The sequence below is a fragment of the Bradyrhizobium sp. UFLA06-24 genome, assembly GCF_054967145.1.
In genome coordinates this window covers 1-20796 of sequence record NZ_JADFUE010000032.1, presented here as the reverse complement: position 1 = coordinate 20796, position 20796 = coordinate 1, and the positions used below count along the sequence as shown (strand labels likewise).

18 protein-coding genes and 1 pseudogene are annotated in these 20796 nt (G+C 58.1%); 11 read left to right on the top strand and 8 right to left on the bottom strand.

All coding sequences use genetic code 11. The annotated features are described in order from the left end of the window. Positions 1-41: 41 nt before the first annotated feature. The 3 genes from IF809_RS23780 to IF809_RS23770 all read left to right on the top strand — a co-directional run bounded on the left by IF809_RS23780 (position 42) and on the right by IF809_RS23770 (position 5661). Positions 42-2750, top strand: a complete 2709-nt coding sequence (locus IF809_RS23780; protein ID WP_244433086.1) for an EAL domain-containing protein — start codon at positions 42-44, stop codon at positions 2748-2750. A gap of 388 nt (positions 2751-3138) precedes the next feature. Next, a complete protein-coding gene (locus tag IF809_RS23775; RefSeq protein ID WP_038936767.1) occupies positions 3139-4161 on the top strand; it encodes a cytochrome-c peroxidase in 1023 nt (340 codons plus the stop codon). Between the two features lie 507 nt (positions 4162-4668). Beyond that, positions 4669-5661 carry a hypothetical protein gene (locus tag IF809_RS23770; protein ID WP_038936768.1) on the top strand — a complete coding sequence of 331 codons (993 nt, stop codon included), beginning with the start codon at positions 4669-4671 and terminating at the stop codon, positions 5659-5661. A 4-nt stretch (positions 5662-5665) separates the two neighbouring features. Here IF809_RS23770 and IF809_RS23765 read toward each other — a convergent pair whose 3' ends face one another. Continuing rightward, the gene (locus tag IF809_RS23765) at positions 5666-6025 is read right to left on the bottom strand and encodes a methylamine utilization protein (protein ID WP_014498121.1); all 360 of its coding nucleotides are present in this window, start codon (positions 6023-6025) and stop codon (positions 5666-5668) included. 663 nt (positions 6026-6688) lie between these two features. Between IF809_RS23765 and IF809_RS23760 the strand changes: the two genes are divergently transcribed. Continuing rightward, on the top strand, positions 6689-7525 hold the full coding sequence (locus IF809_RS23760; RefSeq protein WP_038936770.1) for a Crp/Fnr family transcriptional regulator: 837 nt from the start codon (positions 6689-6691) through the stop codon (positions 7523-7525). Between the two features lie 208 nt (positions 7526-7733). Here IF809_RS23760 and IF809_RS23755 read toward each other — a convergent pair whose 3' ends face one another. The 5 genes and pseudogenes from IF809_RS23755 to IF809_RS23735 form a co-directional block, all read right to left on the bottom strand. Further along, complete coding sequence (locus tag IF809_RS23755) at positions 7734-8225, bottom strand: hypothetical protein (RefSeq protein ID WP_014498119.1); 492 nt, start codon at positions 8223-8225, stop codon at positions 7734-7736. 344 nt (positions 8226-8569) lie between these two features. Continuing rightward, positions 8570-8962: an avidin/streptavidin family protein gene (locus IF809_RS23750; protein WP_080588743.1), complete on the bottom strand. Its 393-nt coding sequence runs from the start codon at positions 8960-8962 to the stop codon at positions 8570-8572. A gap of 307 nt (positions 8963-9269) precedes the next feature. Further along, entirely contained in the window at positions 9270-9746 is a 477-nt protein-coding gene (locus IF809_RS23745; RefSeq protein WP_225895088.1) for a hypothetical protein, read from the bottom strand. A 229-nt stretch (positions 9747-9975) separates the two neighbouring features. Further along, on the bottom strand, positions 9976-10170 hold the full coding sequence (locus IF809_RS23740; protein WP_014498117.1) for a hypothetical protein: 195 nt from the start codon (positions 10168-10170) through the stop codon (positions 9976-9978). Positions 10171-10454: 284 nt separating this feature from the next. After that, positions 10455-11335, bottom strand: a pseudogene (locus tag IF809_RS23735) (IS3 family transposase); the annotation flags it as partial. 222 nt (positions 11336-11557) lie between these two features. Here IF809_RS23735 and tnpA point away from each other — a divergent pair. From tnpA to IF809_RS23715, 4 genes are all read left to right on the top strand, one after another. After that, a complete protein-coding gene (tnpA, locus tag IF809_RS23730; protein WP_212477285.1) occupies positions 11558-11959 on the top strand; it encodes an IS66-like element accessory protein TnpA in 402 nt (133 codons plus the stop codon). Between the two features lie 23 nt (positions 11960-11982). Beyond that, positions 11983-12303: an IS66 family insertion sequence element accessory protein TnpB gene (gene tnpB / locus IF809_RS23725; protein ID WP_462838722.1), complete on the top strand. Its 321-nt coding sequence runs from the start codon at positions 11983-11985 to the stop codon at positions 12301-12303. A gap of 45 nt (positions 12304-12348) precedes the next feature. Then, positions 12349-14001, top strand: a complete 1653-nt coding sequence (tnpC, locus tag IF809_RS23720) for an IS66 family transposase (RefSeq protein WP_441258647.1) — start codon at positions 12349-12351, stop codon at positions 13999-14001. A gap of 188 nt (positions 14002-14189) precedes the next feature. After that, on the top strand, positions 14190-14393 hold the full coding sequence (locus IF809_RS23715) for a hypothetical protein (RefSeq protein WP_038936777.1): 204 nt from the start codon (positions 14190-14192) through the stop codon (positions 14391-14393). 697 nt (positions 14394-15090) lie between these two features. Here the strand turns inward: IF809_RS23715 and IF809_RS23710 are convergent. Together IF809_RS23710 and IF809_RS23705 are read right to left on the bottom strand one after the other, a co-directional pair. Continuing rightward, positions 15091-16062: a helix-turn-helix transcriptional regulator gene (locus tag IF809_RS23710; RefSeq protein ID WP_441258648.1), complete on the bottom strand. Its 972-nt coding sequence runs from the start codon at positions 16060-16062 to the stop codon at positions 15091-15093. 1923 nt (positions 16063-17985) lie between these two features. After that, a complete protein-coding gene (locus IF809_RS23705; RefSeq protein WP_038936780.1) occupies positions 17986-18198 on the bottom strand; it encodes a hypothetical protein in 213 nt (70 codons plus the stop codon). 557 nt (positions 18199-18755) lie between these two features. Between IF809_RS23705 and IF809_RS23700 the strand changes: the two genes are divergently transcribed. The 3 genes from IF809_RS23700 (at position 18756) to IF809_RS23690 (ending at position 20573) form a co-directional block, all read left to right on the top strand. Then, a complete protein-coding gene (locus tag IF809_RS23700) occupies positions 18756-18941 on the top strand; it encodes a hypothetical protein (RefSeq protein ID WP_244433088.1) in 186 nt (61 codons plus the stop codon). A gap of 71 nt (positions 18942-19012) precedes the next feature. Beyond that, a complete protein-coding gene (locus tag IF809_RS23695) occupies positions 19013-19570 on the top strand; it encodes a hypothetical protein (RefSeq protein WP_157788454.1) in 558 nt (185 codons plus the stop codon). A 55-nt stretch (positions 19571-19625) separates the two neighbouring features. Further along, positions 19626-20573, top strand: a complete 948-nt coding sequence (locus tag IF809_RS23690; RefSeq protein WP_244433089.1) for a restriction endonuclease — start codon at positions 19626-19628, stop codon at positions 20571-20573. Positions 20574-20796: the final 223 nt, after the last annotated feature.

Sequence of the window (20796 nt, the reverse complement as noted above, 5' to 3'; positions counted from 1 at the left end):
ACGCAGGCGACCTGGTTGCGCGGACTTTCGATGAGTCCTTGATGTCGATCAACTACGCACGTGCGGCTGGTGCCGATTTTGCCGCGATGCGCGTGGCATCTTCACACGTCACAAGGCAGCCGTCGGCCCGTCCTCGACTAGATGATGAAATCGACAAGCTGGCGAAGACGCTTTCGGAAGATGTCACTATTGCAGCTGAAAGGTCGCAATCAGCGCGAGCTGCGAAGGCAGCCGCCAAAGTTAAAGAAGCTGCAAACGCCTGGGTCGCGATTCATCGCCGTCGCTTTCAAGCTGATGGCACCGGGAATAATGCAGCGAGCGCTCGGGAAATCGACGACGTTGACCAGCTCTCAAACGTCGTAAATCAGCAGATTGAGTTGCTGGTGAACTATACGGCCGGGGATGGTTTTCTATTCCGTCAGCGAGCCCTTGCCGCGATCAAACGGGATCTGCAACTGAATGTGGTGGCGCTGACCGTTGCGCTCCTTCTGTCCGGGCTTTTTTCGTGGTTGCTGGCACGGCGGATTATCGGGCCTGTCGCCATTGCGTCGAAAGCGGCAAGGAGTATTGCCGATGGCGACTTGAACGCGGACATTCCCAGAGGCAGCAGTGACGAGTTGGGTTCGCTACTCGCGGCCATGAGGAAGATGCGGGACAACATCAGGAAGATGGTCGACCGAGAGGTGGCGCAACGTCGCTCCGCGCAAGCGCGGCTTTCCGATGCGCTTGAAAATTCTCGAGAAGGCATCGTGCTCCTGGACGCGAGCGGACAGATAGCATTGGTCAATTCCCGAGCCAGCGAATTCATCGGCTGCTCTTCGCAGCTTGTTCATCCGGATCCTTTTCGAGTAGAGCAGGTGCCAAGCGATGAATCAACCGGAGCCGAAATTACGCAACGAAAGGTCTCTCGCGACGTCGAAGGATCGGCGAGCGAAGCCCGACTCCCAGATGGACGGTGGCTGCGAGTTAGCCGCAGTCCGACCCAAGAGGGGGGTGTTATCCTCGTTTATAGCGATATCACCAGCTTGAAGCGTCAGGAAGCCGAGTTGCATGCGACGAATCTGAGACTGGATGCGGCGCTGTCACACATGTCTCAGGGCCTCTGCCTCTACGATAGCGAGGCACGGCTGCAGGTCGTAAACCGACGCTTCTGTGAGATCTTTGATCTTTCGCCTGAGCTCGTTGCTCCGGGCATGACTTTCGAGGAAGTGCTCGGTCTGAGTGTTGCGGCTGGAAGTCATGGCGGCCAGACGGTGCCCGATCTGCTGGCGGAGCGGGAGAAAATTTTGCCTCGCCACGAGAGCGGCAACTACCTCCAGCGCCTTAACGACGGACGCGTCATCTCTATTGGCCATCGCTCCACTTCTGATGGCGGCTTACTCGTCAGTTGCGAAGATGTGACCGAACAACAGAGAGCCCAATCTCAGATTACCTTCATGGCGCGGCATGATGATCTGACCCGACTACCTAACCGCTCATTGTTCGCCGAGCGCATTGAACACGCCGTCGCGGAGGCCGGCCGGGGTTCCGGCTTTGCGGTGTTCTGCCTGGATCTGGATAATTTCAAACAGATCAATGACACCTTGGGCCACCCGGTGGGTGATGGGTTGCTTTGCGCGGTCGCCGACCGACTGAGCGCGTGTGTCCGCGAGATTGATACCGTCGCCCGGTTGGGGGGCGATGAGTTTGCGATCATACAATCTGATGTCCAAAACGCTGCAGACGCCGAACGTCTCGCCCGCCGCGTGGTGGAATGTATCGGAGCTCCTTATGAGCTAAATGGGCATCGCGTTATCGTCGGGTGCAGCGTCGGAATTGCGCTCGCGCCCGGTGACGGCATGACACGGGAAATGCTCCTGAAAAATGCGGACATGGCCTTGTACCGATCCAAGGCCGGGGGCAGGGGAACATGGCGGTTTTTCGAGCCGGCGATGGACGCAAGTTTGCAGAGCCGCCGCGCGCTCGAACTCGATCTTCGCGAGGCCATGGACAAGGACGAGTTCACTCTGTTCTATCAACCCATTTATGACCTGCGGATGGACCGGATCAGCGGCTTCGAAGCATTATTGCGCTGGCCTCATCCGAAGCGTGGCCTGGTGCCACCCGACCAATTCATTCCCATTGCAGAAGACATCGGTCTCATCACTCCACTGGGTGAGTGGGTTCTCAACCGCGCCTGCGAGCAGGCGGCCGGTTGGCCGAGCGAGCTCAAGATTGCCGTCAATGTCTCGGCGACTCAGATTCGGGATCCAAGATTTGCAGAGGTTATCGCCAACGCGCTTGATGCTTCAACGCTGGCCCCGCACCGGCTCGAATTGGAAATCACGGAGTCTGTTCTCCTTGGAAACAGCGCCGAGACGGTTGCAACACTGCACAAGCTGAAGGCGCAGGGGCTGAGCATCGCCTTAGATGATTTTGGTACTGGATACTCCTCGCTGAGCTATCTGCGCAGCTTCCCCTTTGACAAGCTCAAGATCGATCAGTCATTCGTCCGTGATGCAACAGCGACAAATGGATCTAAATTAATCGTAAGAGCCATTACCAGCCTTGGAAAAAGCCTTGGCATAACAATAACGGCGGAGGGGGTCGAGACGATTGAACAGTTGGATCAAATAAGGGCGGAAGGGTGCAACGAGGCGCAGGGATTCCTATTCAGCCGCCCGGTCCCTGCTACCGAGATAGCATCAACGATCCTGAATCTGAGAGGCGGCCTCGCGAGACGTCAGTTAAGCGGTGCGATGACCGGCTAAGACGAACCAGGACTTTCCTGAGTGTTGTTCGGTCCTGAGTTCGCTCTCGCCGTTGGGTTTCAATGCGTTCAGGATCCACATGGTGCGTCGACATGTTAGCAACCGAGCCACAAAGGTTCCGATCGTCGGGCGCGATCATAATCAACGACGCTATCAGCGCGCCGCAGCTCCTGCCTACGGTTTTGTTGAGCGCTCTGAAATGAAACTCATCGAGGGCTTCCATTATAATGTCACACGGGCCCACTTCATCAATTGTTGGCGCGCCCCAGTCATGGAGGCGCAAGGGTTCTCTGAAGGAGATTTCGATTAATCGGCAGCATCCGATACTTGCTATTAAGGCTTTTTTTCCGGGGTTGCCATATAGGAGCACTATATCGTCGAGGAGCCGATGAGGATCTGGGTCAGCTTAGCTTTGCTCGCGGCCCTTTTTCCGCTGGGCCAACCTTTTGCCTCGGCAGCGGCGGAGACATCAGCGGATGCCACGGCGCGCGCCAGCTATCGTCGGCCGGCGGCGATCCCTTATCCCGATCGTAATCCCTACACGGTGCCGAAAGCTGCTCTCGGGGAAAGACTCTTCTTCGATGCGCTGCTCTCGAAGTCCCGCACCCGTTCCTGCGCGACGTGCCACAATCCGTCGCTTTCCTGGGGTGATGGCCTCGCGCGTGCGGTCGGCGAGGATCCCAGCGGCCTGCCATTGCGTGCGCCGACCCTGATCGACGTGGCGTTCACCGAACCGTTGGGGTGGGACGGCAAATTCAAGACTCTCGAAGCCGTCACGTTCGGGCCGATCACAGGCCGGGCCAACATGAATTTGACGGAATCAGAATTGATCGCGCGTCTCTCCGCTATCCCGGCCTATGCTGATGCATTCGCAGTCGCATTCGGGGACGGTGCGATCACGCGACCCAGGATCGAAGCCGCGTTGGCGACTTTTGAACGAGCCATCGTGGCTGGCGAAGCGCCATTCGACCGGTGGATCATGGGAGACGCGACATCCGTCAGCGCCGCGGCAAAACGCGGCTTTGAGATTTTCAACGGCAAAGCCCATTGCTCAAACTGCCACAGTGGACCATCGTTCACTGACGGATCGTTTCACGATATTGGCGTCGCAAGGAACGACGACGTTGGACGCGGTCGGCTTTTTCCGACGTCGCAAAAGCTGCGGTACGCATTCAAAACGCCGACACTGCGCGATGTCGCGCGGCGTGCTCCCTACATGCATGATGGATCGGTCGCAACCCTCGAAGAGGTCATCGAACTCTATGACAAGGGTGGGATCGACCGTCCGAGCCGCTCGCCTTCAATAAAGCCTCTATCTCTGACGGAAAGCGAAAAGGCGGATCTGATCGCTTTTCTTCAGACGCTCACCGCATCCTCGACGGATACGACTTTTCCCAGGTTGGCGCGATGACCGGTACCCCGATCGCGCGGTCGGGGAGGCTCTCAGGGGAAGTGCGGCAATGCCGCTCCCAGCAAGCCCAACACGAGGATGAGGAAACCGCCCGCCCACGTCTCCAGGGTTTCACTGCATGCTGTGAGTCTCATTGCGGTGCGGGCCAGCGCCGAGCCGACGGGCACCCTCTTCGTACGAAACGCACCAAACATGGACTACTCCGGACATCCGTTTTTTGTCTGACATTCAGTACGACACTTGCATTGAAGGCCCGTCGTCAAAATCTGTAAAATTGAAGGGACGTGCGCGATAGTCTCGCCGCACAAATCCTTGCCGGCGTGTCCCCATTAACCCAGCAAACAACCTTCGGATGCGAGCGTCGTCACATCCTTAAGATTTGTGCTAAGTTGAACAAATCGTCAGAGGCGGGCGCTTTTCCAAAAGGGGTGGTTTTTTATGTTCAGGTCTCCGACGCGGGATGCCTTTGCGGCATTCCGGAGAAGCTCCCTTTTTGCAAGGTCCATCGTGGCACTTTCTTTCTGGTTCTTGGGGACACAAGGTGCCAGTGCCCATGTCAAATGGTTCTGTGCCTATGACGCTGCCGGCCAGCCCCGAAGCCTCGAAAACGTACTGTGCCAGGATTTTGAACTGCTGTTGGCTCTTGCCCTGCTCTGGTTTTTTTCCGGCTGCATGGTTGAACGGACGTCTTTGGGTGAGCTGGCGGCCCGCTCCCTCAACCGCTTCACGGACGGATTGCGACTACACACTGAGGAAATCATCCGGGCTGTCTGCGGATTTTTCTTCATCTCGCTTTGGGCGGTGGGCGGTATCTTGCTGACCCCGGAATTGAAAACGACTTCGTCAATGGTTGGGCCTTTGCAACTCGCCATCGCAGCAGGCCTGCTGTCGCGCCGCACGATGCCCTTCTCCGCGGCGGGAATTGTCGTTCTGTTCGGGCTCGCCGTTCGAGATTACGGCACGTTTCATCTGGCCGATTATCCGATCTTTTTGGGCCTTGCGGCCTACCTCGCCCTCGCGGGCTTGCAAAAAGATCTGTTCGGCGTTCCGCCACTCGATGTCGTGCGCTACGCAACCGCCGTCACGTTGATGTGGGCTTCGGTGGAAAAGTGGGCCTACCCGGAATGGAGCTTCCCGCTTCTGATCGAGCACCCCGGCATGACGCTCGGGTTCGATAGTGAGTTCTATATGCGCGCCGCTGGCATGATCGAATTCACGCTCGCGTTTGCCCTAGCTTGGACGCCCTTGGTCCGGCGCGTTGCGGCTGCCATACTGCTTGGAATGTTCATCAGCGCGTGTTTCGAATTTGGCAAGCTTGATGTGATCGGGCACTCGGCGATCATCGTCGTACTGGTCGCGATACTTTCCGATAATCAGCCGAGGGAAGCCGACTATCGCGCTCCCTGGCTCGCTCCGGCCGGACTATGTGCGGCGTTGACGGTTACGCTGTTCGCCTACTATGTCGGTCATGCAGCGATCTTCAACACCTCAATTCTGTAGGGCCCTACTTTTTGACGTGCACGCCAAGCTTCATCTTGGGATGAATGCCGCACAACACAGTGTAGTCACCAGCCACAGAAAAGACGACGTCGAATTGGCTGCCTGGCTGTTGATCGCCAGAATCGAACTCGAAGGTGTCTGAGCTCAAATAGGTGTGGTGCATGAGCTCACCGTCATCGTTTATAAACCGTAGGGTCTCGCCGCGCTTTATTACGATTTCTTGGGGTCTGAATTCTCGGTCCTTTTGCGAAATTACATAGGGGGTGGCGCCTAGAGCGGCTCCAGCGAGGAGCCCTCCCACTATTGCGGCTATCATCTGAAAACCGAACTTGCCTGTGCGTGAAGGTATTAGCCTTTCTCTCATTCCGACCTCACTGAAGCTAAATTCTATAAAAATGCGACCTTACCGCGGACCGCCGGAGCCCGGGACTAGCGACACTTATGACAGATTGATCTTTATTTTGCGCCTCGGTTCCAATCATTATTAGAGGAAAACTGACGCGAGGCAGGCGGCCGGCTGTGTCCACGCAGCATGTTTGCGCTTTGGCGGTGCGAGGGGACTGCCAGTCGTCGCCAGGTGTCCCTGCGGCGAGACAAACGGTGCTCCCTCATGGCATCAGCGGTTGAAAAGGTTGATTGATTGTCTTGAGAACATCAGTGCAAAACTCGTGTTGGTCACAATGAATTTCGGCATAGAGGGAGCATGACTAAACTCTCGCCTGACATCTGAAATGTTCTCTGGCGAGGCGCGGTTGCCTTAGTGGTGCTGTGTTCGTCTCACGCAACGGACTTCGCAATCCCCGGCCAGGCGGTAACAGCGTGGCGCGCTGGTCTGACGGCGTTCCGGCGCCGACGAGTCCAAAGCGAGTTGCTCCACACCCCGGTCGGTCCCCGTCAGGCGTTGAAATTCGTCAAAGACGCCGTCTTAAGGCCGGATTTGTGCTCAACGCGCTGCACATTACAGGAATCCGTATGGGTATTTGGCTACGTTTCCAGCAGATATCCACGCTATGAGACGGACTGCACTATGACCAATCGGGTGCCAGCCGTCCTTGAACCGCGGGACAGCTCGGGTGACCCCGCTCTCGCAGGAGTTACCGGCACACAGCCGACGCTTCGTCGGCTCGATAGCCTGCGTCCTAATACGCGGCCCCCTGTCAGAAATGCTATCCTGTCCAGAATTTCTCCGGACGGCCTCGCAGCATTGGGGGAGTGCCTTGAGCCGATCGTCCTGAAAGAGCGTATGGTTCTGCAAGAGCCGAAAAGGCATGTAGAGCACGTCTACTTCGTGGAGTCGGGCCTCGTCTCGCTAAGGGTTGTCGCGGCGGGGAGCATGCTTGAAACGGCCGTCATAGGATATCGGGGTGTGGTCGGTGCTTCGTTCTTGTGCGGAGGACATCTTTCGACGCATCAATCTGTGGTGTTCTTTCCCGGAAGCGCGCACAGGATCCGTGTTGAGGAATTGCGCCGGCTAGTAGAAGAGCGTCCTGAGATCCGAGAGCATCTCTTTGAGTACGTTCAAGCGCTGACATTTCAGTGCGTTCAGACAGGATTGTGCGGGGTTCGGCACGATCGTGAACAGAGGCTCGCGAGCTGGCTTTGTTTGGCGAGTGATGCTGCTGACGTTCGTGTGCTGCCAGTTACCCATGACTACCTTTCGTCTGTCTTGGGACTTCGTCGCGCTGGGGTAACGCAGACTCTAAGCCGATTCGAAGAACGAGGGCTGATCCGCAAGATGCGCGGTCTCTTGGAGATTGATGAACCCAAGTGCCTCGAGAAAAGGGCATGTTGTTGTTACAAGCTCATTTCAGGCGCCTATGCCTCGTCTCAGTCCGCGATTCCAGCAAAAGGGCTGATGGGGTAACAACGTCGCATAGGCTTCACCTCTCCAGTTCATATCGAGACGACTTGCCGAACACGGTATTGCTGCGCGGAGCGAAGAGCCGAACAGCATTTGCGCTTGACTCCTACTCAAACAAAGCAAGTTTGAGGATGGAGGTTCTAACATCGATGGCGCCAGAATCGCCTGGCAAGTGCACCGTCGCGAGGATTGCGGGAGGTGAGGAGCTTTTTCAGTCTTGCGCCGGCCCGTAGTCGCTCGCCAGGAACTGATCTTGTGTCCACTGCCTCAACGCATCATCGTTGATTGTCGAGTTGACTAGGGCATTCCAGTTCTCACCTGCCTCTTTCCATTTCGTTCTCCGGTCCGGAAGGCTCCGCAGTAACCGGAATGCGCTCGTCGCAATCTTGCTTGCCTCTTTACCTTCAGCAGCCTCGCGGATCACGTCCTTGAAAGTTTGCTCTGGAAAGATCCACCCGGCGCCCGTGAAGCGCTCAGCAAAGATGTATTCGAATGAGGCCCGAAACGTAACGGCTGCTAGAGCATCCTCGTGTTCCGTGCCTTCACTACGCACGTCAAACCATTGCAACAGTCTTCGGACAGCGGCAGCGGGAGCAAACTGGCGATCACCGAGAGTCAGAGATACGAACATGTACGCGATGTCTGATTGAAGTTCGTTGTCCAGGGACACGTACCAGTCTTTAATCGCTTGAATAGGTGACATAAAATGATCCCGAGAAAACGACGCCAAGGCACGTGCTGAGGATCTCCTCGAGAATGAACCTAGAGCTCAGGGATGACGCGCAGAGTAGCGCGCTTCGAACCGAAGTATTAGCGAAGTGTCTACCACCCGAACCGCCGAATGCAACTGCTCGGGACTGGATCGGTGCTGGTCAACCTGCCGCTCGAGCTCTTCTACGAGGGCGGAGAATAGGCCGAAATCCGCCGCGTCGGCGCGACGCTGGGCCCGCGCGCGCCGGGCTCAGCGTCACACGCCGCTTCGGAGTGCAGACGTCGCGAGAGCGATCTTCAAATCTTAGGTCGCTTCGTTTGCAGGAAGATTGAAAACTACCATACGCGCGTGAATATATCCGCACCCTTCAACTTGCTAGGCTTGCCTTTGTTATCAACGTAGAACAGCGTCCAAGACGTTGGCATCTGAGACCCCTTAATTGTTCCAACCCAGCGGGTAAAGGAATTGCACTGGGCAAAGGTAACAACAAAATACAAGCCGGTTGGACTAACGGATCCCGCTGCAGGATACGGGATGCCCTGGCACGCAAACCCTTGAGCATGGTTTGTGAAAGTCCCTTGTATCGTCCCGCTATTGGCGGACCAAATAAGCAGTTCCGAACCTCGTTCATTTTTCCAGTATGAGGGAGCGGGAAGCCCCTGCGCCATGGCCTCGGCGGAAAGCAAGAAGGATTGGGCGAGCAGCAAAAGCCCCAGAAGTCTCTTCATATTGAAGCCCCAAAATTAGTCGCTTAAAGATCATGTAGTGTGGTTCAACTTGAGGTCATGTTCGCTGCTCTTATCTCGCATTCGGCAACAGAATGCGGCGCATATGCGCCAGGTAGCGCTGGATCGCGGCGGAGTCGGACTCCGTCGAGCCCCCCGGCACCGTTACCCCGACATGGTTCCTGGCGGCCGCGCGCCGAGCCCACTGCTAAAAGTGGATCAATTCGCCGGAAAGCACCAATGCGACACGGGCGGCGAAACACTGACCGACTACGACTTAATGGGATTGAACATTCATCCCGAATGGTGACTACCGACGGTTCTTGTCCTGGCCGGTCTCAACATCGGAGACTTCGTCAGCGTGCTGATCAAGGCTGTGATGGGTCGCCGAAGCGTTTCGTCTTGATCGGCGACGGTTAACGAACTCGTTGATAGCATCGTAAGCCTGAAGCAAAGGCGGCGTCAGCGAAAAGAAGACGCCCAGCCCGATCGCGATGACAACGTGGCGAAGAGAAGAGCTATCATCCTCTTCGCTTGATGGTTCGGCGTTCTCCTTAATTAATGCGGGTGAAAGCCTACCGGCGGTGCCGTTCTGACGGCTAGATTTCCGTGGTTTGCGCGGAGGAATCATGACTAGTACAAAGAGGACGTTGATCAACAACCAAATACTTAGAGCTATAAGAATCGTTCGCATCAAGTGTCCCAACCCGCTTGCCAAACAACGCTGCGAATGATCGATCCCGTAATCGGCCTCGATCGTGTGATTATCACATACCTCAGAAATCAATCGGTTAGCCTATCGCCTCGGAGGTGCATACAGCCACGATCGAATATGACGAAGCGCGTCTGCATGTTGTCACCGCGAAGTCCACAAAAATGCAACGGCAAGCGTGGTAGACGCCAGGAGACCTATGAGCGCCGTGAAACCTCATGTGCAAATCTCTTTAGTTGGGCTGTTGGCCGCGAGCTGCACGAGATTGGCCAGCGCGAATATCCAAGAAAGATGACGGTCCCGTTTAACGCGGAAGAAGCGGCGCAGAAAGACAGCGCACGAAGGCCCTCCTGCGCTGATTATCATCGCGACTGCCATCTACCGGGATCAGTATCATCAACCATAATTGGAATGCCGCCCGGATACTTGCTGCGGCATGTGCCAAATCGGCGACAAGGAGCATCAGCGCGGCAAAAAACGCGCATATGATGCGTTTCAAGAAGTTTTCCTTCACGTTATGTGGGAAATGCGTGAAATCGTTGCGCGGCGATTCTTGGTCGCTAAAAAATCGGGACCGGAAAGTCGGGAGATCTGTCTGCGCCGGCGGGAGACCGCTGCGGGGCTTACTCGCGGCGATTGTGTCGGCTATAGGATTGTCCCGAGCCGTCAGTAGTTCTGAACGCCGCACCCCAGAATGACCCACACCACACGTCGATGGCTGCTTGCCGCTGAAGTGCTCCCGGAAACTAGGCCAGCCATTGCTGGAATTTCCCGGGGGTAGACTCATGCCGGCGGGGGTGCCGATGAGCCATTCAACAGCGATATCGGCGCCTTGTTGCCGATCGCGCTATGTGAATCCTCCATTTTCTGCCGTGCGTCGTCAAGGCTCAGGAACCAGTGCGTGTTCAGGCATTCGCTTCTGAACTTGCCGTTGAAGGATTCGATGAAGCTGTTGTCTGTCGGCTTACCCGGCCGCGAGAAATCCAGCACGACACCCTTCTGGTAGGCCCAGATATCAAGATCGCGGGAGACGAACTCCGATCCCAGGTCGACGCGGATCGTCTTGGGGTAGCCGACGGTCTTGCAGATGCGTTCCAAAGTCTGCACGACATCCCCGCCTCGATGGCTGAAGCGCGGATCGACGGCTGGAGAGAAGCGACTGAGCGTGTCGACGATCGTGAGCACACGGATCTTGCGGCCGGTGGCGAGCTGGTCATGAACGAAGTCCATTGCCCAGGCCTCATTGATCCGACCTGCTTCCGTCCTGTCTTCACGCAGCTTGACCTTGACGCGACGCTTCGGCGTTTTGTTGCGCAATTGCAGGCTCAATTCCCTATAATGACGATAGACACGTTTGACATTGATGGCCCAGCCGTCACGTTGGAGCAGGACGTGGACCCGGCGATATCCGTATCTCACCCGCGTCTCGCAGATGTCCTTGATCCGGCTCTTGAGAGCGGCCTGGTCGCCACGCTTGAACTTGTAGACGTAAAGTGCGCGATCGATCCGAAGAGTCGAACAGGCCCGCCTGATCGAGACCTTCCAGTCACTCCGTACTTTGTCGACAAGCTCTCGCTTGCGGCCAGGCTTCAAAGCTTTTTTGAGAGCACATCCTGAAGCTTGGCCTTGTCCAAGGACAGGTCCGCAACAATCCGCTTCAGCCGGCGTGGTCTACAGTCAGAACAAGGCGCGTGACGAACTCACGGCCATGAAACTTCAGCAGGCTTCGATCGGCCGCGCTTTAGAGGTCATCAAACATCAGCAAGCATCTACCGGCCGTGATCTAGAGGCCGTCAAACATGAGCAGGGTATCCCTCCGCCAAAGGCCGCCTTGTTTGACGGAGGCGAGCGCTGCAGGTCCTAGGGGTAATCCTAGGAGAAGCGCTATGACGATTTCGCGGGCAGAGGTGATCACATCGGTCGAGCGGCGGCGGCGGTGGTCGCGAGATGAGAAGGAACGGCTGGTTGCAGCATCGCTTGAGCCCGGAGCCACTGTTTCCGAGGTGGCTCGCATGGCCGGCCTTCATGTGAGCCAGCTGTTCAGGTGGCGCAAAGAGCTTTGCAAGCACGGTGAGACGAGTATAGCTCCGTTCGTGCCGGTCGAGATTGGGCCGTCTGTGCGGCCGCGGGATGTGGCCGAAGTGCCATTGACGACGGCGCCGGTGCGTCGACGGAAGAGCCAGGGCATCATCGAGATCGATCTTGGTAGCGGACACCGCATCCGGGTCGATGGCGAGGTCGATGGAGACGCGCTGCGTCGCGTTCTCGATGCCCTGGTGCGCCGATGATCCCGGTTCCGACAGGCGCGCGAGTGTGGCTCGCGACAGGCTACACCGATATGCGCAGAGGTTTTCCGTCGTTGGCACTCCAAGTGCAGGAGGTGCTGCACAAAGACCCGCTCAACGGTCATCTGTTCGTCTTCCGCGGTCGCCGCAGCGATCTTGTGAAGGTGATCTGGCACGATGGCCAGGGAGCATGCCTGTTTACCAAAAGGCTCGAGAGAGGCAGGTTCATCTGGCCATCGGTTGCCGGTGAATCGGTAACGATCTCGCCGGCGCAGTTGAGCTATCTGTTGTCCGGGATCGATTGGCGCAACCCACAAGAAACCCAGCGTCCGACGCGGGTCGGATAACGTTTTATGGTTTGAATCTGCGGCTTGATCTGATTCACTGGCTTCATGATATCGAAGCCGGACGATCTTCCATCGGACCTTGCAAGTGCCCTGGCGGCGCTGCAGACCGAGCGTGAGGCGCGGCTGCAGGCCGAGGCGGTGGCTGCCAGTGCGCGGGCGGAGCTGTCGGACAACGAGGCGCTAATCGCGCATCTCGAGCTGCGGATCGAGAAGCTCAAACGCGAACTGTACGGGCCGCGCTCCGAGCGCACGGCACGGCTGCTCGAGCAGCTGGAGTTGGAGCTCGAAGAACTCGCCACCACGGCGAGCGAGGATGAGCTTGCCGCGCACGCCGCAGCGGCGAAGACGCAGAACGTCCGTTCCTTCACGCGCAAGCGGCCGGTGCGCAAGCCATGGCCGGATGACATCGAACGCGAGCGCGTCGTCATGGAGGCTCCAACGAGCTGTGCCTGCTGCGTTGGATCGCGGCTGGCGAAGATCGGCGAGGATGTGACCAGGACGCTGGAGGAGATCCCACGCCGCTTCAAGTTGATCGAGACGGTACGCGAGAAGTTCACCTGCCGTGATTGCGAGAAGATCAGCCAGCCGCCCGCACCGTTCCATACCACGCCGCGCGGCTTCATTGGCCCACAATTGCTGGCGACGATCCTGTTCGACAAGTTCGGCATGCATATCCCGCTCAACCGCCAGAGTGCGCGATTCAAGGCCGAGGGGATCGACCTGTCGTTGTCGACCCTGGCCGACCAGGTCGGCCACGGCACCTTCGCCGTCATGCCGCTCTTCCATTTGATCGAACGCCATGTGCTCGCGGCCGAGCGCCTTCATGGCGATGACACCACCATCCGTATCCTGGCGAAGGGCAAGTGTACCACCGGACGGATCTGGACTTGTGTGCGGGATGACCGGCCCTTCGCCGGGCCCGCGCCGCCGGCGGCGGTCTATTACGCCTCGAGCGACCGACGAGGCGAGCATCCCCAGAAGCATCTGGTCGCCTTCGGTGGTATCCTGCAAGCCGATTGCTACAGCGGGTTCGAACCGCTGTTCGATCCGCAGAAGAAGGCGCGGCCGATTACGCCGGCATTTTGCTTTGCCCATGCACGACGGGGCTTCTTCGAGCTGGCCGACATCGAGAAAAATGCCAGGGAAGGCCGCAAGGGCAAACCGGTCTCCCCGATCGCACTGGAGGCTGTCAGACGCCTCGATGCGTTGTTCGAGATCGAGCGCGCCATCAACGGCCGCAGCGCCGACGAGCGGCGTGCCGTGCGCCAGGAGCAGAGCAAGCCGCTGCTCGACGATATGCACGCCTGGCTGCTCCGTGAGCGAGAAACCCTCTCGCGCTCCTCCGAGGTCCTGAAGCCCATGAACTACCTGCTCAGGCGTTGGGACGATTTTGCCCGCTTCCTCGACGATGGCAGAATCTGCCTCAGCAACAACGCCGCTGAAAGAGCGTTGCGCGGCATCGCCTTGGGGAGGCGCAACTGGACCTTCGCCGGCAGCCTGCGTGGCGCCGACCGCGCCGCCATCATGCTGACGATGATCACGACCTGTCGCCTGAACGACGTCGATCCCAAAGCCTGGCTCGCCGACATCCTCGCCCGTATCGCCGATCTTCCCGCATCGCGTCTGCACGAGCTGCTGCCCTGGGAATGGAAGCTCCTGCGTCAGGCCGACAACCCCACCGATCAGCAAGCCGCCTGACCTTCACGCATCGCCATCATAGAACTCGCCGTGCCCGCGCGCATGCGTCAATCAGGCGGTCTTCGTCGTATGCGTACTGAGCAGGCATCCACCGACCGTGATTTAGGGGGGGCATCAAACATGAGCAGAAATCGACCGATCAAGCGATCGTTGCGCTGACGGACGCTTTGCGAACCTACCGCTCCGAGGTGACCGACTTCGCCGCGCAATATCAGGCGATGTCCACTCGGCTGATGCTACTCGATGTGGCGCACCGGCCGGCATCGGCCACTGCGCTGCGCCTGATGCGCGCGAAGCTTGACGTGATCGAGGAGGCCCTGCAGCACCAAAGCATCCTGCTCGCGCAGAAACTAGCTAATCTCAGCAAGTCACCTGCGCATGCTGACCCGTAGACACCTGCTGGCAGGTTTTTTCCTTGCTGGCATGCCCCACGATCTTGCGGGCCGCATCCGCCGTCGTAGTACCCGAGCCATCTCAAAAGCGCATAACCTCACCAATCAGCGTCAGCCATGCCGGGATCGACGGCGCTCAGATCGCCCGCAAAGAACTGCTTGAGGCCCACCCCTAGCCAGTTCGCCCGCGGTCGGACTATCCACGTCTCACCTACCGGCTATACCGCGGCAACTTGGCTGATGCAGCGGGCGGCACCGATGTGGGAAGCCGCGGGCTTCTTGGGTATGAGCGAAATGACGCTTCGCGAAACCTATGGTATCACCACCCGGCCCACCCTGCGTACCGCAGCGAACGCTATCGGAACGCATTCGGCACCGAGCAAGAACGTAGGATTGGTTGTTTCGTTGGTTGACGAAAAGACGAGGCGCGAACGGGCGGGCCAAGCCCTCCTTGAAAATACTGGTGGGCCCGGCAGAAGTCCCACCCTTCAACGAAATCAATCATTTAATTTTGTCTCGGCGCCACAACGGACCGCAGATGGACCAAAGGTTTTTAACGGAGTGTCTAGCCATGTCGCGCCTGTGCGCTGGCGCGGCCCGCCCGGTGGCCGGGCCCTGCGCCCTTGGCGCGCTGTGCGGCCTTCCTGCGGCCTTGGCCTGACGCCTTGCGCCGCCGCTCCCGCTGCCCATCCGCGTTTCAGCGGCCGTCGCCCGCGCATTGTGAGGGGGCGCAGGATGACTTCTGCCTCACGATTGATGCGGCGCGCACGCCTGATGGCGTCTCGCCGAAGCGTCGGCGGAACGAGCGATTGAAATGAGAAACATCACCAAAGCCGACTGCAAACGCGATATCGATGATGGCCAAATGCAGATGGTGCGGGTCAGTCAACATCGCGAAGGCACGCTCAAGCCGACACCCTGCAAGGTGCTCGGTGAAGGACTTTCCGGTCTCTTCGAGCAACTTTTGCACGTATCGCCGCGACATACCGAGCGCTCCAGCAACATTGTTCAGATCGCCATTGGGATCGCCGAAGCGTTGCGCGACCTCCGCCAGGATCGCCTGAAGCTTGGCTGCCTTCACTCCACGCTCCGTAACGATTGCAGCTTCGGCCGTCGGCCCGAGCGTTGCGGCCACGAGATCGAGGAGATGTACGCCGACGGTGGAGGCCAGTGTTGATGACGGAGGTTCTTTGAAGGATGCGAGCGACCGCAGGTAGCGGCCGAGCAGTCTAAGCGCCGGTTCGGGACGCACCGGCCGACCTGATAGATCTTCCGGCTGCGCAACCAGAGACCTAAGGGCGGCAGCCGGCACGGTCACGAATTTGACGCTGGCGCCACGCGGCCCAAATACTCGCAGCAGCCTTCCCCGGTCAACCAAACAAGCGGCGCCGACATCATAGACATGTTCCTGGCCAGCATTTGCAAATTGGACCGGGCCAGCTTCGACGATGTTCAGTCCGAATTGGTCACGGCTATCCTTGAGGTGGCGTTTGTGACGGATAAACTCCACCGGCGTGGTGACAATGCTACAAACGCCAACCGGGCCGAGCGGCCAGTAGGTGACATTGATACGTGGTCGGCCACCGCTGTGATCTATCACGTCCAAGGCGAGGTTCAGCCGCGCAAACTCTTCACGGAACGTGGAGAACCGTGTGCGCTCCGGCAGCATCTCAGTCGACCATCGCACAAGGGGAAATGACGTTGGCATGCCGGCCTTCCGTTTCGGTGCCCAACCACACAAGAACGACTGAGCCGCACGAAAGAAATCTGTAAATTCCTCGAATGACGCTAAGACGTCTCAAGAGACTATATCGGACCGCGCTTGGGTGCGGGTGTGAGGTGGATTACAGGGTAGGACTTCAAGAAAATGACGAGGAATTTCCCGTCAGGCTTTCGATGCTGACACGGTTCGCATCGAGGTTGCGATGATGCGCGAAATGCCGGAAGGGCACGAAGAATTTGCGTGTGCAACTTTCAGGATGCGCATGTGTAATCCACGGCCGATACGACTGTCGTCACTCCTCAAAAGGTGGAGAGAACACCGTGCCTAAAGGCCGCCAACCGAGACAGCTTTACTCACTCTTAAATTCTGTGATCTTTCGATCCTCAAACCACAGCTCTACGTCGTAGCCGTCAGCCAAGCATCTGGCGCGCTTCTTGGCTTCGGTTTCGTCCTCGCACATTAGAACGATGCGAAGCGCGATATGCCCGTCGAGGTCCATGATATGTGCGCGGTACTCTTGCATCTGCTCCCTACGCGCTCGGTCGGCCTGAGACGACCTTATTGCTCAGGGGGTTGCAGACCCGGCGACGTCAGCCATTTGTCTAGATTAGAAGCGGTTTTAAGCTGGCGCAGTTTGCGTTCTAGAAGATCACGTTGCGGTCCCGGCTGCGTGTTTTCCAGCTCCGCTATGATGCGGGCTCGTTCCGCATTCAGGTTGTTGTTAATGTGGGATTGTGGGTGTCGTCCCATGGCACTCTCCTTTCCCTGCGTGAATTGGGAGGGAGCGCAACCGGCGTTCTCGTCACCGATCCAAAGCACGGTGATAGAACCAATGTGCACCCGGAACCGGAGCGACGCCAGAACAAAAGTTGACCCAGCAAACGTCTACGGGGGGTCAAAACGCGACTTGCGTTCTGGGTCGGCTCTCGGGCCGGACCGAACGGCCTTCCCTGCTGTTTGATGCCCCCGGCCGGTACGCTTCCTTCTCGTTGGGGGCACCGCCGGTCGATGGGGGGATCAGCTTCGCCCGCCGCCCTCAGGATGACGGCAAGGTCGGCATCCGCAAACATCAAACGAGCCGGATCGAACGGCGGGGCGAGCGGCGGATTTTTTAGCCGCCGCCGAAGCCAAGCCCACAGCTCCATGGGATAACCTGATTTGAGAATATGGGGACGCGGTACGCACTAAATTTTTGTACCGGGTGTGTGAACTGGTTCACATTGGCCCACCCTCATCAAGCACAGAGTGACGCTGGAGGACGAAGCTATGTCCAGCATCCCTGAGTGGCTCACGGTCGACCTGGTGATCATCGGCTTTTCGATTGCGATCATCGGGACCGTAGTCTGGATTGTTCCCTGACGTAGCTCAGTTTCGCAGCCTGGCATCCTTGGGCGCAGCGAGCTGAACAAGGGCGGAAGCGATTGCCTGCGGGTTCTAGCCGCCATCGGCCCCGTCCCTGGCCCGGCGGCAGCTTCGCCGCCCGGTGCATTGCCCGCCGTCCTCAGAAGGTGGGCAATATCGGCATCCGAAATCGTGAAGCGAGCCGGATCAATCGCGACTAGCGGCGGCTCTCGGAGCCGACGCCAGAGCCAAGCGCGCAGCTCCAGCATGTCGAGCCGTACCGCCGCCGCAACGAACGCCTCGAAGAACCGCTGGCGCTGCGCTGCGTCGAGCCGCGCCCAGCCTTCCAACGTTGCCTCAGCCAGATCAGTGCGCCGCATCTCCGTGAACCTCAAAATCGAATTCAGCATACGAAACCCGAAAAATGGAAACTGTAAATATGCTGAAGTGGCGCGGTCGCGCGGTCCCCGCGTTTAGCCCTGGCCCCCGAGGGACCCGAAAAGCGAATAGGATGGCGCGTGGTGCGCGTCAGAGCGCTGCGCGCTGCGCGCTTCGCATCAGGCCCGCTGCACTTAACCTCTCCCTGCCTTTCCTGAGCGCGACGGCGACGACGATGGTCTCGCCCGCGACCTTGGCCTCGCGGGCCTGTTCGAGCGAATACGCGTGGAGGCCAAAAAGCGGCTTGGGAAAATTCTGGCCGGGTGTCGTCTGAAAGACCGAAAAGGGGATGGGGATTGGCACTGGCTTGCTCCTGTAGCTGGTGGGTATCCGACCCGTTCAGCCATCACTGTCGCGTGCATTAAAACATTGTTTTTGCTTGTAAATCTATTCTCACGCACTTCGAGTAACGCTCTGGAAAAGGCCGGTCGGGCCATGTCTTTGCCAAGACGGAGGCGCCCGCCAAAAACGCGATCGGTACCGCTTTCCTTCGCCCCCCGGTTGTGGATAGTGTGCGGGCGGCGGAGGAGATTAAGAAGAATGCGTAATGTGGGATTGGCCGTGGCGCTCAGCGTCACGCTAGCAGGCTGCGCTATTCAGCGAGCCCAAGTGGCGCAGGACGCCCGGGCGCAGATGGTCGGCCTCTCCAAGGAACAGGTTCTCGGATGCATGGGGCCACCCGCGAACAAGGCTGCGGAAGGCCAAACCGAAGTTTGGTCCTACGCGTCCGTGGTAACGTCGGACTTCTGTGTCGACGGGCCGACGACATTTGGGAAAATGCTGCGATCATTCAAGATGTAGTCGCACGTATTGATCGTTCGCGCATTGTTGTGTGCGACTGTACGGGTAGAAATCCGAACGTGTTCTACGAAGCCGGTATCGCCCACACCCTCGGTCGAGAGGTGATCCTAATCACGCAGAACGAAAATGATATTCCCTTTGACCTTCGACATCTCCGGCATGTCCGCTATCTCAATAACGCCGAGGGACGCGTTGCGCTGATCGAAGCCTTGCAGGGTCGAATGCAGACCATTCTCGGGCACTAGTAGATCGATGACGTGCCTGCTTAACGTCGCCCGATGCCTAATCTGGCGGTCGGAGCCAAAGGGGGAGTTGAATGAGGGCATTTTCGATAATCGTTGTGTTGTTCAGCACCGTCGCCGTTGCCGAGGCCGAAGAGGCCGCGCCGAGCCGGATCGACAGCATCACCAAATCCGCGCGAGACATGATGCCATCGCTGCCCTCCGTGTCACTGCCGTCGATGCCGGACCTTTCGCTTCCGGACTTCTCGGATGCAACGGGCAAGCTGATGATCGAGTTCAACACCTTCACCCAACAGGTCGGCGATGCTCTGCCGATCCTTGAACAGATGGGCTATGAGGTGACGACTTTCAAAGTGACGTGGGGCCTGCCACCAAAAGCTCGGCTTCGCTTGAAATCAAACAGCAACGCCGACATCCAGAAAGAAAATGCCATCGCCGCCAAAGCGACCAGTGGCGGCGTGCTGGTCACGGCCCTCATCACCAGCGCAGCGACGGCGAAGCGCATCCAAGGCACCATGAAGCTCGGCACAGCGTACCTCGACGTGGACTTCGCTGTCCCGCCGAGGGTCAACATGAAGTTCGTCAATCTCAAAGCCAGCGAGAAAGAGGAAATTGCCGCGCGACACGGATGACTTGGAGATTTCGTGCAAATAGAACCGCCCTATCCGTCTCGCCTGTGGAGCAGCCGTGTTCGTCAATGTGACCAACGGAATTAAGACGTGGCTTGTGGGCCTCTTCGCCTCAACCATCACCCACACGACGCGCCCCGAAGATCGGGTCCTCGCGATACGCTGGCTTAGCCAATCGCGCGAGGTCGTTGCAAGCGAAGTAAGCTCCCTCGAAAAATTGAGGCAGTTGAACGCGCTGATCAATTCACGGACGACCATCAAGGCGATGGCCAAGAGCATATCTGCAACCGTTTCAAATTACCGGAAGTCAAATCTATCATTGTCAATGAAGATCGCGTTACCGGCCACTCTCGCTGCAATCCCGTTGGTCGGTGGCCATGCCGCTGGCATAGCAGCGTTTGGTGGCGCTCTTGGCGTTCCGGTACTGTTGCTGGTCTTTCTCGGTACGGCAGGCATTACCTCGATTATCGAAGCTGTCGTGACAAGCCCGGAGGCACGAACCGATATTGCGGAAATCATCGACATCATCATTGAAGACGAGCGACTACGTCAGACTAGCGCACAAATGAAGGCTGCAATGAAAGAGCAGCCGATGGATCCCACCCGGTTCGCCATGCCGGTGGAGGAGATGGCGCTCCGAAAATACTTGCTCAGCATGGACCCCTTCAATTTCGAACAGCACAGCATGAGCTTTTTTCATAGGGCTGGCCTTGAGGCTTGGGTTACTCGAAAATCGAATGACTTTGGTGTCGATGGCTTTGCCGTCCACCCTGACGGCCTAATGATCGTCCAATGCAAGCGAAACTCGACGGAGAATAAAGTTGGCCGACCGACCATCCAGCAATTCAAGGGAGTTGTGGAAGAGCAGAATGCGCATCGCGGCTACATCATCACAACGTCAACATTTACAGAGGATGCAATTGTATCAGCCGCGCTGACTGACAAGATCGTGCTCGTTGCATTGGATGATCTGGTGCTCTGGCATGCAGAGCCACCGATATTTTAGCCTCCGGCCATGATCCTGCGGCGTCCCTCCGGCTTCATCGAACCGTGCCTGTCGTCGAAGGTGGCGCGACCACCGTCCGGCCAGTTTCGGTGCGGGTGTAATGTGCCGCTGATGCAGGAGACGGACATCATTGCGGCGACGCCACTGACCGGCACCGAGACCTACCTCGTGACATCGTTCGGCAAGCCGTTCACGGCGAACGGGTTCGGCAACAAGATGCGCG

What these genes read in the sequence shown, in the direction of transcription:
- IF809_RS23780 (WP_244433086.1), top strand. Translation starts at nt 42, where the DNA reads ATGTCGATCAACTACGCACGTGCGGCTGGTGCCGATTTTGCCGCGATG.
- IF809_RS23775 (WP_038936767.1), top strand. Translation starts at nt 3,139, where the DNA reads ATGAGGATCTGGGTCAGCTTAGCTTTGCTCGCGGCCCTTTTTCCGCTG.
- IF809_RS23765 (WP_014498121.1), bottom strand. Translation starts at nt 6,025, where the DNA reads ATGAGAGAAAGGCTAATACCTTCACGCACAGGCAAGTTCGGTTTTCAG.
- IF809_RS23760 (WP_038936770.1), top strand. Translation starts at nt 6,689, where the DNA reads ATGACCAATCGGGTGCCAGCCGTCCTTGAACCGCGGGACAGCTCGGGT.
- IF809_RS23755 (WP_014498119.1), bottom strand. Translation starts at nt 8,225, where the DNA reads ATGTCACCTATTCAAGCGATTAAAGACTGGTACGTGTCCCTGGACAAC.
- IF809_RS23750 (WP_080588743.1), bottom strand. Translation starts at nt 8,962, where the DNA reads ATGAAGAGACTTCTGGGGCTTTTGCTGCTCGCCCAATCCTTCTTGCTT.
- tnpA (WP_212477285.1), top strand. Translation starts at nt 11,558, where the DNA reads ATGACGATTTCGCGGGCAGAGGTGATCACATCGGTCGAGCGGCGGCGG.
- tnpC (WP_441258647.1), top strand. Translation starts at nt 12,349, where the DNA reads ATGATATCGAAGCCGGACGATCTTCCATCGGACCTTGCAAGTGCCCTG.
- IF809_RS23710 (WP_441258648.1), bottom strand. Translation starts at nt 16,062, where the DNA reads ATGCTGCCGGAGCGCACACGGTTCTCCACGTTCCGTGAAGAGTTTGCG.
- IF809_RS23695 (WP_157788454.1), top strand. Translation starts at nt 19,013, where the DNA reads ATGAGGGCATTTTCGATAATCGTTGTGTTGTTCAGCACCGTCGCCGTT.